The sequence below is a fragment of the Bacillus solimangrovi genome, assembly GCF_001742425.1.
GTDB classification, from domain to species: domain Bacteria; phylum Bacillota; class Bacilli; order Bacillales; family Bacillaceae_N; genus Bacillus_AV; species Bacillus_AV solimangrovi.
In genome coordinates this window covers 21792-36280 of record NZ_MJEH01000019.1, presented here as the reverse complement: position 1 = coordinate 36280, position 14489 = coordinate 21792, and the positions used below count along the sequence as shown (strand labels likewise).

At 35.2% G+C, this 14489-nt stretch carries 17 protein-coding genes and 1 other RNA gene; 14 read left to right on the top strand and 4 right to left on the bottom strand.

Going from position 1 to position 14489, the window contains the following annotated elements:
- Positions 1-217 precede the first annotated feature (217 nt).
- Complete coding sequence (locus BFG57_RS08130; RefSeq protein WP_069716987.1) at positions 218-994, top strand: Cof-type HAD-IIB family hydrolase; 777 nt, start codon at positions 218-220, stop codon at positions 992-994.
- 157 nt (positions 995-1151) lie between these two features.
- Here the strand turns inward: BFG57_RS08130 and def are convergent, their stop codons facing one another.
- Together def and BFG57_RS18330 are read right to left on the bottom strand one after the other, a co-directional pair.
- Positions 1152-1703, bottom strand: coding sequence for a peptide deformylase (gene def / locus BFG57_RS08125; protein ID WP_069716986.1), 552 nt, complete (start codon positions 1701-1703; stop codon positions 1152-1154).
- Positions 1704-1881: 178 nt separating this feature from the next.
- Positions 1882-2004 carry a YjcZ family sporulation protein gene (locus tag BFG57_RS18330; protein WP_083249134.1) on the bottom strand — a complete coding sequence of 41 codons (123 nt, stop codon included), beginning with the start codon at positions 2002-2004 and terminating at the stop codon, positions 1882-1884.
- 617 nt (positions 2005-2621) lie between these two features.
- On the opposite strand from BFG57_RS18330, the gene BFG57_RS08120 reads away from it, so the two are divergent.
- The 3 genes from BFG57_RS08120 to BFG57_RS08110 all read left to right on the top strand — a co-directional run bounded on the left by BFG57_RS08120 (position 2622) and on the right by BFG57_RS08110 (position 5070).
- On the top strand, positions 2622-3284 hold the full coding sequence (locus BFG57_RS08120; protein ID WP_069716985.1) for a YkyA family protein: 663 nt from the start codon (positions 2622-2624) through the stop codon (positions 3282-3284).
- Positions 3285-4182: 898 nt separating this feature from the next.
- The gene (locus BFG57_RS08115) at positions 4183-4677 is read left to right on the top strand and encodes a MerR family transcriptional regulator (RefSeq protein ID WP_069716984.1); all 495 of its coding nucleotides are present in this window, start codon (positions 4183-4185) and stop codon (positions 4675-4677) included.
- Between the two features lie 45 nt (positions 4678-4722).
- Complete coding sequence (locus BFG57_RS08110) at positions 4723-5070, top strand: DUF1798 family protein (RefSeq protein WP_069716983.1); 348 nt, start codon at positions 4723-4725, stop codon at positions 5068-5070.
- Between the two features lie 42 nt (positions 5071-5112).
- Here BFG57_RS08110 and BFG57_RS18870 read toward each other — a convergent pair whose 3' ends face one another.
- Both BFG57_RS18870 and BFG57_RS19395 read right to left on the bottom strand, forming a co-directional pair.
- A complete protein-coding gene (locus tag BFG57_RS18870; RefSeq protein WP_175428301.1) occupies positions 5113-5262 on the bottom strand; it encodes a hypothetical protein in 150 nt (49 codons plus the stop codon).
- A 12-nt stretch (positions 5263-5274) separates the two neighbouring features.
- Entirely contained in the window at positions 5275-5400 is a 126-nt protein-coding gene (locus BFG57_RS19395) for a hypothetical protein (RefSeq protein WP_281186637.1), read from the bottom strand.
- 389 nt (positions 5401-5789) lie between these two features.
- Between BFG57_RS19395 and BFG57_RS08105 the strand changes: the two genes are divergently transcribed.
- From BFG57_RS08105 to BFG57_RS19240, 10 genes are all read left to right on the top strand, one after another.
- Positions 5790-5969 carry a hypothetical protein gene (locus BFG57_RS08105; protein WP_069716982.1) on the top strand — a complete coding sequence of 60 codons (180 nt, stop codon included), beginning with the start codon at positions 5790-5792 and terminating at the stop codon, positions 5967-5969.
- A 139-nt stretch (positions 5970-6108) separates the two neighbouring features.
- Complete coding sequence (locus BFG57_RS08100) at positions 6109-6261, top strand: imidazoleglycerol-phosphate dehydratase (RefSeq protein ID WP_069716981.1); 153 nt, start codon at positions 6109-6111, stop codon at positions 6259-6261.
- Between the two features lie 165 nt (positions 6262-6426).
- Positions 6427-6897 carry a metal-dependent hydrolase gene (locus tag BFG57_RS08095; protein WP_069716980.1) on the top strand — a complete coding sequence of 157 codons (471 nt, stop codon included), beginning with the start codon at positions 6427-6429 and terminating at the stop codon, positions 6895-6897.
- A 35-nt stretch (positions 6898-6932) separates the two neighbouring features.
- Complete coding sequence (locus tag BFG57_RS08090; RefSeq protein ID WP_245676723.1) at positions 6933-9194, top strand: DEAD/DEAH box helicase; 2262 nt, start codon at positions 6933-6935, stop codon at positions 9192-9194.
- Between the two features lie 20 nt (positions 9195-9214).
- A complete protein-coding gene (locus BFG57_RS08085) occupies positions 9215-10456 on the top strand; it encodes a ribonuclease H-like domain-containing protein (protein WP_069716979.1) in 1242 nt (413 codons plus the stop codon).
- A gap of 377 nt (positions 10457-10833) precedes the next feature.
- On the top strand, positions 10834-11145 hold the full coding sequence (locus tag BFG57_RS08080) for a CotD family spore coat protein (protein ID WP_069716978.1): 312 nt from the start codon (positions 10834-10836) through the stop codon (positions 11143-11145).
- A gap of 302 nt (positions 11146-11447) precedes the next feature.
- Entirely contained in the window at positions 11448-12014 is a 567-nt protein-coding gene (locus BFG57_RS08075) for an SLOG family protein (protein ID WP_069716977.1), read from the top strand.
- Positions 12015-12116: 102 nt separating this feature from the next.
- Positions 12117-12422, top strand: a complete 306-nt coding sequence (gene gpsB, locus BFG57_RS08070) for a cell division regulator GpsB (RefSeq protein ID WP_069716976.1) — start codon at positions 12117-12119, stop codon at positions 12420-12422.
- 164 nt (positions 12423-12586) lie between these two features.
- Positions 12587-12973: RNase P RNA component class B (rnpB, locus tag BFG57_RS08065), an RNA gene on the top strand.
- 178 nt (positions 12974-13151) lie between these two features.
- A complete protein-coding gene (locus tag BFG57_RS19240) occupies positions 13152-14477 on the top strand; it encodes a diguanylate cyclase domain-containing protein (protein ID WP_245676722.1) in 1326 nt (441 codons plus the stop codon).
- Positions 14478-14489 lie beyond the last annotated feature (12 nt).

The window sequence follows — 14489 nt, the reverse complement described above, 5'->3', positions numbered from 1 at the left end:
GGAAAAAAGATAACAGTCTTTTCAAGCTAAAAATGCTAGTAATTAGTAGTTTGTCCTTCGTGGATTTTGTTATATGATTAGAGAGGGAAGTGTGGAGTTCGTTTCACTTGTAACCTATACTTGTGTTAAGTAGCATTATGAATAGGGATGCAATTATTTATGAAGCAATAGTTATTCAGCATTGATAAACAATCAGCTATAGGAGTGAAACGTAATAATGAATGATAAAATTGTGTTTTTTGATATTGACGGTACGTTATTAAACCATAATAAAGAATTGCCGGATTCAACGAGAGAAGCTTTGCAGCAGTTACAACGAAAGGGTATCCATGTTGCGATTGCAACAGGTCGTGGCCCATTTATGTTCGAGCCTCTGCGAGAAGAGTTGGGTATTGATTCTTATGTGAGCTTTAACGGTCAATACGTTGTTTTTGAAGATGAGGTTATTTACAAAAAACCTTTGGATTTCAAGTTGATTCAACAGCTTGAAGTAGAAGCGAACGAACGAAATCATCCGATGGTATTCTTAGATCATGAAGCGATGAAATCTAATGCAACATTTCATCCTTTTATAGAAGAGAGTATGAAGAGTATAAAGTTTGAGCATCCGACTTATGATGCCACTTACTATCATTCACGTGAAATATACCAAGCGTTAGTTTTTTGTGAAGGTAATGCAGAGCAAGCATATGAAGAAAAATATAACGAAGGTCTACATTTTATCCGTTGGCACAATTATTGTATTGATGTCTTACCAAATGGTGGGTCAAAGTCAGTCGGTATTCAAAACATGATTGAACGCTTAAATATATCAAATGAGAACGTTTATGCATTTGGTGATGGCTTAAATGATATCGAAATGCTATCGTCCGTTGGTACAGGTATCGCAATGGGAAATGGAAAACAAGAGGCGAAGGACGTAGCTTCTATAATTACACGTAATGTTGATGAAGATGGCATATATTATGGATTGAAAGAAGTCGGGTTATTATAATAGAAAATAACAAAAGAGCTTGGGATTCCAAGCTCTTTTGTTGTGAAAAAAAAGTTAAGATATAAACAAACCTACTTTCGTAACAGAAGTATTCACAAACGTCACCTACTACTGTACCTTGTTGAAACAGTGTTAGATATGCATTTGCTTTCCGATGTTATTCTATAGGACTTGCTCCTTCTGGAGGAGTAAATGGGTCTTTTGAGTTGATGTGATCATAAAACATAATCCCATTTAAATGATCAATTTCATGTTGCATAACGATTGCAGGGAATCCGCGTAAACGTAGTTGCACAGGGGTTCCATTAATGTCGATCGCTTTAACAGTAACTTTTGCATAACGTGGTACAATACCAGGTACTTCTCGATCAACTGAAAGGCAGCCTTCTCCATTAGGTAAGTATATTTGCTGTGCTGAATGACTTGCGATTTTCGGATTAAATAACGCGTAGCTATGGAGCTGTTCCTTTTCGTCTGTTGTATGAACAACAATCATTCTTTTTTTAATTCCTAGTTGTGGAGCTGCAATACCCACACCTGGGCGTAAGTTATATTTTTGGGCAAGCTCATCGTCTTGACTATTAATGATGAATTCAACCATTTTCTCTAATGTTTTTTTATCTTCAGCATTAGCAGGAAGCTGAACGTCTTTAGCCTTTTCTCGTAGTGCTGGGTGCCCTTCACGCACGACGTCTTTCATAGTTAACATGATAATCACTCCTCTAAATACTATGTAGTTGTACTCAAATTAATCATACATTTGATCGAACGATAGTATGTCAAATCTATCAATCAGTTTAGCATATTTTCAGATGAGGCTCTATACAATATGAAAAGAACCGCCAGAAAAGACTGACGGTGATAGGTTGAGGGGAGAGGGTATGAGATTAACACCAGCAAACAGCGCCAACAATGATAAGCAAGATAAATAAAATCACGATTAATACAAGTGGATCACAACCATGCCGTGTATAAGCAGGAGCAGTGGCTGTAGGGTAATAACAATACATGAAGACACCTCCTCATATGTGTTTAATATGTTCTTCATGGTTAAACTATTTGAGTGATGAATGCTATGATGTTTCCCGTAATTACTATAAGCTATGCAATAAGGGCATATGTGTATAGGTGATCGCCCATATACTTTGGATTATTTGCTTATAATGTAATGTACAGTCTTTAGTGAGTATGTCATGGATTGTACGACATGTAGTGAGGATGGAAAGTCGGATATAATGGATGGATAGTATTATGCTCCGTTAAATCGAATATTACCTCTGATTCATTGTTCTTTTGAATTCTTTAAGATAAAATGGTTAGGTAATGTGTTAGTCACATGTTGTTATACATATAATTTAAAAGAAAAAGCAATTTGTATATAGAGGATTGTTGATATCTGTAAGTTGTTCGAGGGTAGTTCAAAAAATCTAAAGGCGTACTACAAGATGTAAGTCGGTTCACTACTGCAATGAAGTATTATGAAAATTACGTGAATGACATTGGAGCAGAAAACAGTGATAGACGAATCGGATATTACAAAAGATGGCTTATATTCAGAACGTTAGATTATAAGGATTGGCCTCCTTTTTGAACAATTGCTTTTAGAAATATTAAGGAGGAAGTGTAAATGTTTCGTTTTAAAAAATGGGTTGCTCCACTTGCATTATCACTTATTATTAGTGGTTGTAGCTTAGGTGGAAGTCCAGAAGAGAAAATGTATGAACATATGGAGAAATCAGTTACTCTTGAAGAAGTATTTCAACAACAGCAGGAGCCACTTGTTAAATTAGAAGAACAAGAGCAGAAATTATATGAACAGATTAAAGGTTTAAGCATGACTGAATTCAGTCAGATTCAAAAACTTTCTGATCAGGCAATTGAAATTGTAGAACAGCGTAAAGAGCACCTTCTAAAAGAAAAGGAAAGTATTGAGGCCTCTAAAGAAGAATTTGCAAAGGTACAACCATTTATTGAGAAGATTGAAGATGATGTAGTAAAAGGCAAAGCTAACGAACTGTATAATGTGATGGAACAACGTTATGTAGCATATCAAACGCTATTCGATCAATATGAAAAGGCATTAACGCTCGATAAAGAGTTATATGAAATGTTCAAACAAGAAGACTTAACATTAGAAGCTACTCAACAACATGTTGAGAAAATTAATGAAAATTACAAATCTGTAATTGAAGCAAATGAGAATTTTAACAAGCAAACAGAGCAGTATAATTTATTAAAGCAAGAATTTTACAAGAGTACTGATTTAAATATAGTGTTTGATGAGAATTAAACGAAAAACCGTTTCCTAATTAGGATAACGGTTTTTTTGTTGTGCGTTCCTAGCAATCCGTTTACTGTTAGTTGGTAAAAGATCAATCTAAGACTGTGCTCAAACGCTCAGTAGCTGACGAGCAACGGGTAGAAAAATCCTAAGATTGAAGCCATGTAACAAAGTACATCATTCATGAGTGCAAGCCAATGAATAGGTTGTAACATAAAGTGAATTCTGCCGTCTCATCAAAAGATCCCTTCGTTGAAGGACAAAGAGAAGTAGACATAGCGGTTATATGGGATGTGTAAAACTTGAAGTTCAACACCGAATAATCTCTCTGGGAAAAGGGAGTGATATGTTCCCAAAGCAGTTAATGAAATTAGGGATACACGCATCATCACTGTTAATGAAAGTAAAGAAGGTAGCCGAAAAGCTACCTTCAGAAATCAGTTCTCTACTCTACTAAATAGTACAAAAAGGATACAACTTTTTTTGTAATAATTTGATTCCATAGTCGTACAATAATTCACAAATTGATCATCGTCATTAAGTTGCTGGTGCATTCGGACCTTCTAGTTTTTTGTCGCCTGCCCCAACTTGTTTGTTCGGTTGCATCGCTTTACCCGTTGGTTGTTTCCTTTGGTTATTTTGTTGTTTTGACATGTTCAACACCTCCTATTAGTATTTTTTGCAACCTTTTCATTTTCATACGCTTTCTTAAGCTAATAGTAACCTTTATATTTTTTGTTTAGAACAGGTGTGCCAATTGAGTAATGGGATCATTCATTGTTGAAATTGTCCCATTTTGACGTTTTTCACTTTCTTTGCCGAAAGAAAACTAGTTTTGTCTTATGAGAAGGGAGTTGAGTATAATTGGCGAATTCTAAGCACAAAACCGCTTTGAAGGAGGATGATTATGCAAGAGGCATTGAAAACGAGAGAAGTATCAAGCCGTCTTGGTGTAGCCCCTAGAACCGTTCGGAAATGGATTAAAGATTTCAATATACCATGTGAAAAAAATGATAATGGTCATTATTTAATCACAGAGAACGTCCTTCGTAGTTTACAAGAAGTAAAGCATATAGACTTTGAAGAAAGAGATAATTTGGCTCGAAAAGTAACTGAAGAAAAAGAGTCGGTAGATATATCGAATGTACTGGTACTTGTTACAGAATTAACTGAGCGGATTAATCACTTAGAGAGACAACTTGAACAAAAGGCGGATGAGGTTGTTTCCTACCAAGTTTTACAACATCGTACTGAAATCGATGGGGTAGTGAAGAGGTTAGAACAAGTGGAAGATAAATTCGACAAGTTCGATAAACAGTTGAGTTTTAAGCTTACAGAAGAAGAAGTAGCAGTAACGAAATCAGAAAAAAGGAACTGGCTCGCAAATATGTTTAGTTTGTGATTTGTCTCTATTGTGGTACATTCATATTGGAGGTGCCACATCACAATGAGTGAGTTATTAGAATGTTCGACTCGTTTAATCGAGCGTGTCGAGCAAATGAAGCAACTTTTTCCACAGTATATAGACAAGGAGCCAGATTTTTACCATGATGTTAAACCGTTTGTAGACACGCTTAGAGTAGATGCTGATAAATGGCGAGACCTTGCTTTAGATTGGGTGAAACACGAACGTCCATTGTATATCCACTCGATCAATATAGAAGATACCCATGAGAATTTGATTCATACGTCCTTGCAAACCTTTTATCATGATGTAAAGGAAAAGCGTTATAAAGAAATGACAGAATCAATTATGTACACGATCGGAATGGTTACTTCACAATTATCATCATAAAAAAAGGCAAGCACCTGGAGCTTGCCTTTTTGAAAATACACCTTATTTATTACGTGTAGAAATCACCTCAGACTTGTTTTTTAGACGGCAGTCTTCTTCTAATAATTCGTCAGAAAATTCCAAGTCATATGGTTGCTCAAGTGGTTTTTTTACAAATCGTTGCATAGGTTGTTTTCGATGAGTTTGTTTCATAATCAACATCCTTTATTTCTTATATTCGTTAACAGGGCGCCCACCTTCGCTATCATTTGGTTGAGCCATCTTAGCAACTTTAGATGGTTGTTGTTCATGATTTTGACGCTTATTATTAAAAGCTTTTCCTCTACCCAATAAGATCATCTCCTTAATAATAGAAGTTTTAATAGTCGAAAATGGCGGAAAGACATATACTTATTTAAAGTCATTAAAACGGTTAAGTGTTTAGTTGCATAATGATTTATAGTATTCATTTTTACGATTAATTGATCAGCTTTGTTAGCCATTTTGACCAAGTTTTATAAGAATAGTGTGTACGAGAATGAGAAATTTATGAGTATCAACTTAAAATATGTAACGTTATACTTGTAACAATTAAGTGATAATAAAGAATATTAACAATTATCACATTAAATTTTCAGATAAGTCACAAAATTTTAATAATTTATTTTGGATTTGTGTGATTTTTTACTTGAAAAAGTGTAAAATAATAGTAAGAAAATGATCTTTAGGAGGTTTTTAATATGAGCAATGATGTAAATGCTTGGATTGAACAATTGGAAAGTGAGCGTGCACAATTGGAAGCTTTGAAAGAATCCGGAACATTTACAGAACAGAATGCATCAAGATTATATAATGTTGAAGTAATGCTTGACCAAGTTATAGGTAATCAAAACTTTAGAACATCACGTCTTATTCAATAAGCACAAAATGTAAGGGTTTACATTTTATCGATTGACTCTATTCATTTCCCTCACTGTTGCTAACGTTTTTTTATCCTCGTATAGTTCATATCGTTTCAACACACCCTAATTGGCAAGATATTTGAAAGAGGTGTGTAGGATGACAAATCGCAATTCAAAATCAAAAAGCCAAAATCAGGGAGCTCCTGAAACTGGTGAACTTCAATATCAAAACTCTGGTACTGTAACTTCAGGTGATAATAACAAAGGAACGAAATATCGATCAAACAAAGGTAGCAAATCAAAACAATAGTTGAAAGTAAGCAGAGTTTTTAGAACTCTGCTTTTTCAATGTTACTTTAGTTTATTCAGAAAACATACGTTCTTAAAAGCTGTATTCAAATGTATAATTGTATGGTAGAATATACAAACGAATGTTTGTATAAAGACATTGATTATTGGTAGAAAGGTGATTGAGATGCAATACCACACACATTTAGCATTTGGAGCTGCAGCAGGTGCTGTTGTGCTTCATTACATACCACAAATATCAGTAGAACATCACCTTTTATATAGCTTTGGCATATTAGTTGGCTCTTTGTTGCCTGATATTGATCATCCAAATAGTAAAATCAGTAATGCTATTCCAGTATTAGGAAAGGCTGTTTCAAAAACAGTTGGGCATCGAACTTTTTTTCATAGTTTAATATTTATTGTGATGTTATTTTTCCTATACCGCACAAATATCTCTAATGACTTTGTTACTGGGTTAATTCTCGGTGTGACGAGCCATATTATCGGTGATATGTTCACCGTAAGAGGTGTGTATTTATTTTATCCGATAAAAAAGTCAGTAAGAAGTCCACTTACCTTTCGTACAGGTGGATTTATTGAGCAAGTTTTATTTCTCGTATTTATTGGAGTTTTTTACAGTATGGTTGGGGTATAAGGTAAGTTATTCAAATTGTCGAGGTGTTTAAATTGTTGTCTTCGAAATTGCCTTTAACAGAATTAATTGAAAAATTGAGAAACGATAAACATGTTGTCCATTGGAATGAGATACCCGAGAAAGTGGCTGAAACAGTTTCGTTCCCTGAACAGTTAGATATTCGTATACAGAAAGCATTGGTTAAACGTAACATTAATGCATTATATACACACCAAGCTTCAGCTTTTTCAGCCGCTCATGAAAAACAAGATTTCGTTGCTGTGACTCCAACTGCGTCTGGGAAAACGATGTGTTATAATTTGCCTGTATTACAATCGGTTGTAGAGGACGACATGGCGCGTTCCTTATATTTATTTCCAACAAAGGCACTGGCGCAAGATCAGAAGAGTGAATTAAATGAATTAATTAATGAGATCGACATACCAGTCAAAAGTTATACGTATGATGGTGACACTGCACCAAATATTCGACAAGTTGTTCGTAAAGCAGGACATGTTGTGATGACAAATCCTGATATGTTACATTCAGCTATTTTACCACACCATACAAAGTGGGTGTCATTGTTTGAGAATTTACGTTATGTTGTTATAGATGAACTACATATTTATCGAGGTGTATTTGGTAGTCATGTAGCCAATGTGATTCGCCGCTTGAGAAGAATATGCGAATTTTATGGTAGTAATCCAACTTTTATATGTACTTCCGCAACGATAGCCAATCCTAGTCAACTTGCAAGAGAATTAACAGGTAAGCATATGAAATTAATAGATAACAATGGTGCACCAAGTGGCCGCAAACATTTTGCGTTTTATAATCCTCCTATCGTGAATAAACCACTAAATATTCGAAAAGGTGCAACGACTGAAGTTACAAAAATCGCTGGGGAGTTTTTGAGAAATAAGGTAGATACGATCGTTTTTGCGAAAAGTCGTGTTCGAGTAGAGGTTATCTTAAGTCACTTGCAAGAATTAGTGAAGAAAGAACTTGGAACCAAATCCATTCGTGCTTATCGTGGTGGTTATTTACCGAAGCAACGTCGTGAGATTGAACGAGGCTTACGAAATGGAGAGATTCGAGGGGTTGTAAGTACAAACGCACTTGAGCTTGGTGTAGACATTGGTCAATTGCAAGTTTGTATCATGACTGGTTATCCTGGAACAGTTGCGAGTACATGGCAACAAGCGGGACGCGCTGGGCGTAGGCAAGATGAGGCATTAATGATTATGGTAGCTAATTCAAATCCAATCGACCAATATGTGGTTCAACATCCGGAATTCTTTTTTGAAAAATCACCTGAAAATGCACGTATTAACCCAGATAATCTAATCATTTTAGTGGATCATTTAAAGTGTGCTGCTTATGAACTGCCATTTAGAAAAGGTGAAACATTTGGAGGTTTAGAGGTTGAAGATGTATTGGAGTTTTTAACAGAAGAAGATGTTTTACACAAAACAAATGGTAAGTGGTATTGGATGAACGATGGATTTCCAGCTACGAACGTTAGTCTTCGATCTGCCTCACAGGAAAATGTCGTCATTGTAGATATTAGTGAAAGAGGTAATCGTTTTGTGATCGGTGAAATGGATCGTTTTAGTGCGATGACATTGTTGCATGAAGAAGCAATTTATTTACATGATGGTAAACAATTTCAAGTTGAGCAGCTTGATTGGGAAGAGAAAAAAGCGTATGTCCGAGCAGTAGATGTAGAATATTTTACCGATGCCAACCTTGCAGTACAGTTGAAAGTGCTAGAAGAAGATAAATCAGTAGAGGAAAATCGGTTTACGCTTCATTATGGTGACGTGACAGTAAATGCAAAAGCAACAATTTTTAAGAAAATAAAAATGTCAAGCTTTGAAAATATTGGATCAGGCCCAATCCATTTACCAGAAGAAGAGCTGCACACGAGCTCAACGTGGTTAGTGTTCAACAATGATATTGTAGAGATTTACGAGAAGAGTACGCTTGAACATGCATTAATTGGGATATCGAATTTGTTGAAACAGATTATTCCTGTTTTTGTCATGTGTGATGGAAATGATGTTCATGTTGTTCCGCAAATGAAAGCTGTACACAATGAAAAACCTACAATTTTTATGTATGATCGATACCCTGGCGGAATTGGTTTATCAGAACAGATTTACAAAATGCATGCTGATATTTTAAGAGAAGTAGTAAAAATTGCTTCATCATGTCCTTGCGAAAATGGATGTCCTTCATGTGTTGGTATCATGTATGATCCTACGGAGAAGAACATTAAAGAAGCGGTCATACATATCGTAGCACGTACGATTTAGAGAGGAAGGATTAACACAAGGTGTCTCTTAAATCAAAATTAAAAAGATTAAAAAGTCATATGAGTCATGTGAAAGAAATCGAAGACAATGATCAGATTCAACCTATTGAACATATTCCTCATTTGGAAGAGTGGAAAGATTTCGGAGCGAAACCTGTATATTATGAAGGACAATATATATTTGTTCGTAAGCGTAATTATTCAATTACATCAAAACACGGTCATCATCAATTTAGTGAAATATTTGATGTTTTTGATAAATGGAAGCAGACTGATTATGACCATCCACTTCATCCGCAAAAGTCAAGTCCTGAGGAGTTATTGTTCTTTGATACAGAAACAACTGGTCTAGCAGGAACAGGCACTACTATCTTCTTGTTAGGATGTGCATCAGTTACAAAACATGAAGTCATTGTGACCCAGTATTTTTTACCTTCTCCTAGTGCCGAAGTAGCATTTTACTCACACTTTTTATCAGATGTGCAAGATTTACAACATCTTGTTACGTTTAATGGAAAGTCTTTCGATTGGCCTCAAGTAAAAACGAGACATACTTTACTTAGGGACTTAGTCCCGCATTTACCACCTTTCGGTCATTACGATTTATTACATGCATCAAGGCGTCTATGGAAAGGTGAACTTGACAATGTGAGGCTTGCTACAGTAGAAATAAACAAGTTGAGCGTGACTAGAGAAAAAGATGTTCCTGGATTTTTAGCACCGATGATATATTTTGATTTCCTTAAGGAGCCTAATCCGATAGGCATTAAAGGGGTTATTTCCCATAATGAGCTAGATGTCTTATCATTGATCACCTTATACATTGAAATATCTCAAAAGATTCTTCACTTGAGAGATGTAACTGTTCATGAAAGATATGAAATTGCTAAATGGATGGAATCATTAGGAGCACGAGAGGGTGCGATGAATAGTTATGATAAATTAAAGGGTTCAACATATGAACGAAAAGCAACTTTCCAGCAAGCGATGTTATTAAAAAAGAATAAAGAGTATGAAAAAGCGTGTCAGGCTTGGGAATCAATCGTTCAGCAAGGTGCATTTGTAGATGAAACGGTTGCGATAGAATTAGCGAAAGCATATGAACATAAGTTTCGTAACTATTCAAAAGCGCACTATTATGCTGAGCTGGCTTATAACAATTGGTTGAAGAAGAGACGCATATTGTCGACAAAAACTACTAAAGAACAGGCCGATTATATGAAACGGTTACAGCGATTGAAGAAAAAAATCAATGAATCTTGAAAAAATTTGTAGATTTTTGCGAATTAAATTGCTTCATCACCACCTATGCATTACAATAAAATATAGATACTTTATAGAGTTGGTGAGGGGAACATGAGAAATATCATTTTGTTTATGTATTTTGCTGTTATTGCATTTACTTTAATTATCATGACAAGTGTAACGAATTATTCATAACGCTGACTACAGTAGCAATAATTGCTCTGGTCAGCGTTTTTGTTATTTATAGATTAGTTGTGAAGAATTAACTATACATACTTCAGTATTTTAACACCTTGTCATTAATCAAAAATTAGGTGTTTGTCTTAGTACATGTATCATCCTTTTTACATAGGTTATTAGTGTAGTAACCTAACTGAATGAGAGGAGAATGTTATATGTATTGTAATCGTCCGAAACAATTGGCTCCAGTGGTTCACCCGACAAAGTGTTGTGAAGATTATCAAGTTCAAAAATATATTGTGCCTCATATTCATCCGACTCATACGACTCATCACGTTCAAGATATATATGAGCATGTTCATATGTATCCGCAAACTGAGTCTACTGTGAAGGGTGTATCACATCAAAACTTTGACTGTGGTAATGGGGGACCAGGTATGGTAAGTCCTGCTGGGGTAAGTCCGGAGATGACTAGCCCATATATGAAGCATCATATGAAGCATCATAAGAAATGGCCACGTTGGTAAAGTAAACATGAGGTTGATTTCAGAGATGAAATCAGCCTTCTCTGTATTGTGATACACACCTTAATATACTATATGTATCAATTATAAAAATGGTACGGGCTAATTAATGATTTTTTTCTTATAGTTTTTTAGGTAATGCTTGTATTGTATGGTGGTTCGGTTAGTAGCTAGTTTTTGATAATAAAAAAAAATAACGTATTGATGTATGATCTTGTACAAGCAGTTCAAGTTTAATGATGATATGATCAATTTAAGTACGTTATGTTAATATTAGTTAATTGAGTAATCGTTGGGGGTTTATTGTGAAGGTTGTAACAGTTACAGGATATAAACCATATGAGTTAGGTATTTTTCAGGACAGTCATCCAGCAGTTCATTTTATTAAGAAAGCATTGAAGAAGCAAATTGTTCAATTGGTAGAGGGTGGATTAGAATGGATTTTAATAAGTGGCCAACCGGGTGTTGAATTATGGTGTGCCGAGGTTGTATTTGAATTACAGGAGCAGTATCCTGTATTACAACTAGGTGTCATTACTGCTATTTTAAACCATCATGAGCGATGGAAGGACGAGCAGAAAGAATCGTATGAAATGATTTTAGCTCAAGCTGATTATGTAGATACATTATCAAAGCGTCCTTATGAAGGACCATGGCAATTTCGAAACTTAAATGAGTGGCTTATTGATAAAAGTGATGCACTTCTCGTTATATATGATGAAGAGAAGCAAGGAACACCTCAGTATCTACTTAATGTTGCAAGAAGAGCGCAAGAGCATGAACAGTATGAAATTATTATGATTACACCATTTGACATTCAAATGATTGCTGAAGATGAACAAATGTCTAATCCTGATTATTGGACACAATAGGTTTTTAATAGTAAAAGAGAAATTGACTTTTTACGGTCTATTTGAAACAATATGAACTAGAATGGTTAATTTTTTATGAAGAGAATATAGAGGTGAATTATAGTGTTAGCTGATAAAATTCGGTTAAGTGCACGTGAAATTTTAGAAAAAGACTTTAAAACATCATTAAAAGGTTACAACCCTGATGAGGTAGACAAATTTCTAGATATCGTGATTAAAGATTATGAAACATTTTATCAAGAAATTGAAATGCTTCAACAAGAGAATTTGAGGTTGAAGAAAAAAACTGACGAACCACAAAATAATACTCAAATCCAAAAAAATCCCTCAAATTCCACAAATTATGATATACTGAAGAGGATTTCGAATCTTGAAAAGCATGTGTTTGGTAGTAAATTATATGAGTGAGAATTAAAATTAAATTTTAAGTACAGCTTAGAGAACACGTAATCATCAGCTAGATGTCCTGTGTTCTTATTTAAACTAAATCAAGTTCTATCATTTTTTAGAGAACGCTCCATTGACATTTATATGGTTTGTATTATAATTAATAATTGTCGTTAGTATCAATAACGTTCGGGTAATCGCTGTAAGTTTTATTCTTGCAGAGGAAAGTCCATGCTCGCACGGTGCTGAGATGCCCGTAGTGTTCGTGCTTGGCGAAGTCATAAGCCAAGGCATCCTTTGAATAAGGGTGACGGCAGGGAAAACAGCTAAGCCATTTGGTATGCTGTGACTACCTTGAAAGTGCCACAGAGACGTAGTTCTGTCGGAAACGGCAGAAGTGGAACGAGGTAAACCCCTCGAGCGAGAAACCCAAATGATGGTAGGGGCGCCTTCTCAAAGGAATTCAACGGAGAGAAGGGCGAGGTGATAAGCCTCGAAGATAGATGATTACCACCGGAGTACGAGGCAATTTGCCGCTTGCAGTACGATGGAACAAAACATGGCTTACAGAACGTTATTATATCGACTATAATTGATAAACCAAAGTTCTCTCTAAGATGAATCTTTTCATTTAGAGGGAACTTTTTTACGTTTATAATTTGATCTGTTTGGATTACATAACTATTTCCTTCTTCATCTAAGAGTAGCAATTAATAATTAAAAATGTTGAATATTTGGGGTGGTCAAAAGGTGACACAGAAATGGCAACCAATAGATGAAGTTCATGAGTCTGTTTTTAATAAACATATGCGAGCTATTTTTAATTTCATGGAAGAAGGAACTGTTATTTTAGACCGATATAAACGAATAATACTTATCAATAAAAGTGCTCAAGATTTTATAGGTTATACTTATGATGAAATCTATCAATATCCGTTTGAACATTTAATAGATAATAAAAAACATTTGAATCAAATCTGGGAAGTAGTACATTCAGCACGAAAATGGCAAGGTGAAGTTACGGTCCGCACGAAAAAAAATTTGTTCGTCAGTTATCGACTCGTTTTACGTGAAATTCGTAACGAGCAAGGGGACTTAATAAATTATTACGCTCTATTAAAAGACATGACGGAATATGAGCAATCACGTTCAAAACTTCGTCTTGCAGCTAAAGTAATTGAAAATACAAGTGAAGGTGTTATGGTGACAAATAAAGACGGTGAAATTATGTCTGTTAACCCAGCATTTACAAAAGTAACAGGTTATTCCCAAGAGGAAGCGATTGGGAACAATCCTAGTTTCCTGCAATCGGGTGTCCATAGTAAACCTTTTTACGAAAAAATGTGGAAAGAAATAATGGAAACAGGAAGTTGGAACGGAGAGATTTGGAATCGACGTAAGGACGGAAGCTTGTATCCGGAGTGGGTAAATATTAGTGCAATCTATACTAATCGAGATGATGTAAGTAACTATGTTGCAGTGTTCTCTGATATAACTGAGCGCAAGAAGGCTGAAGAACGTTTAAAACAACTGGCACATTATGATGTATTAACTGGAGTAGCAAACCGTTATTTTTTTAATACACAATTAGATAAATTTATAGAGCAAGCTAAGTATAATAGTAATGCGCTAGCTGTACTATTTCTTGATCTTGATCGATTTAAAGTTATAAATGATACGTTAGGTCATGATATTGGAGATGAATTGCTAAAAGGTGTAGCTAACCGAATGAAAAAGTGTTTGCCTAAAGAGGCTTTCATTGCCCGTTTAGGTGGCGATGAGTTTACTGTTTTATTACCTAAGGTTGAGGACCGAACTGAAGCAAGTAAATCTGCTACATGCATTATAGATGCTTTTAAAAAGCCATTTAATTTTGAGGGTCATGAGGTTTATGTTACGACAAGTATAGGGATTAGCTTGTTCCCTCAAGATGGTGAAGATGGGGAACAGCTTGTGAAGCATTCAGATATGGCAATGTATGAAGCGAAGTCACGAGCAAGGAATACCTATACATATTATCGTGAAGACTTAGATTCATCTAAATTGGAAATGGTAGAATTAGAGAATCATTTATAACTTTAAATCGAT

Bases quoted from the DNA above. Each gene is read 5' to 3' on its own strand.
- BFG57_RS08095 (WP_069716980.1), top strand. From the start codon at position 6,427: ATGCAATACCACACACATTTAGCATTTGGAGCTGCAGCAGGTGCTGTT.
- BFG57_RS08130 (WP_069716987.1), top strand. From the start codon at position 218: ATGAATGATAAAATTGTGTTTTTTGATATTGACGGTACGTTATTAAAC.
- BFG57_RS08115 (WP_069716984.1), top strand. From the start codon at position 4,183: ATGCAAGAGGCATTGAAAACGAGAGAAGTATCAAGCCGTCTTGGTGTA.
- BFG57_RS08105 (WP_069716982.1), top strand. From the start codon at position 5,790: ATGAGCAATGATGTAAATGCTTGGATTGAACAATTGGAAAGTGAGCGT.
- BFG57_RS18330 (WP_083249134.1), bottom strand. From the start codon at position 2,004: ATGTATTGTTATTACCCTACAGCCACTGCTCCTGCTTATACACGGCAT.
- BFG57_RS08120 (WP_069716985.1), top strand. From the start codon at position 2,622: ATGTTTCGTTTTAAAAAATGGGTTGCTCCACTTGCATTATCACTTATT.
- BFG57_RS08110 (WP_069716983.1), top strand. From the start codon at position 4,723: ATGAGTGAGTTATTAGAATGTTCGACTCGTTTAATCGAGCGTGTCGAG.
- def (WP_069716986.1), bottom strand. From the start codon at position 1,703: ATGTTAACTATGAAAGACGTCGTGCGTGAAGGGCACCCAGCACTACGA.
- BFG57_RS08080 (WP_069716978.1), top strand. From the start codon at position 10,834: ATGTATTGTAATCGTCCGAAACAATTGGCTCCAGTGGTTCACCCGACA.
- BFG57_RS08100 (WP_069716981.1), top strand. From the start codon at position 6,109: ATGACAAATCGCAATTCAAAATCAAAAAGCCAAAATCAGGGAGCTCCT.
- BFG57_RS18870 (WP_175428301.1), bottom strand. From the start codon at position 5,262: ATGAAACAAACTCATCGAAAACAACCTATGCAACGATTTGTAAAAAAA.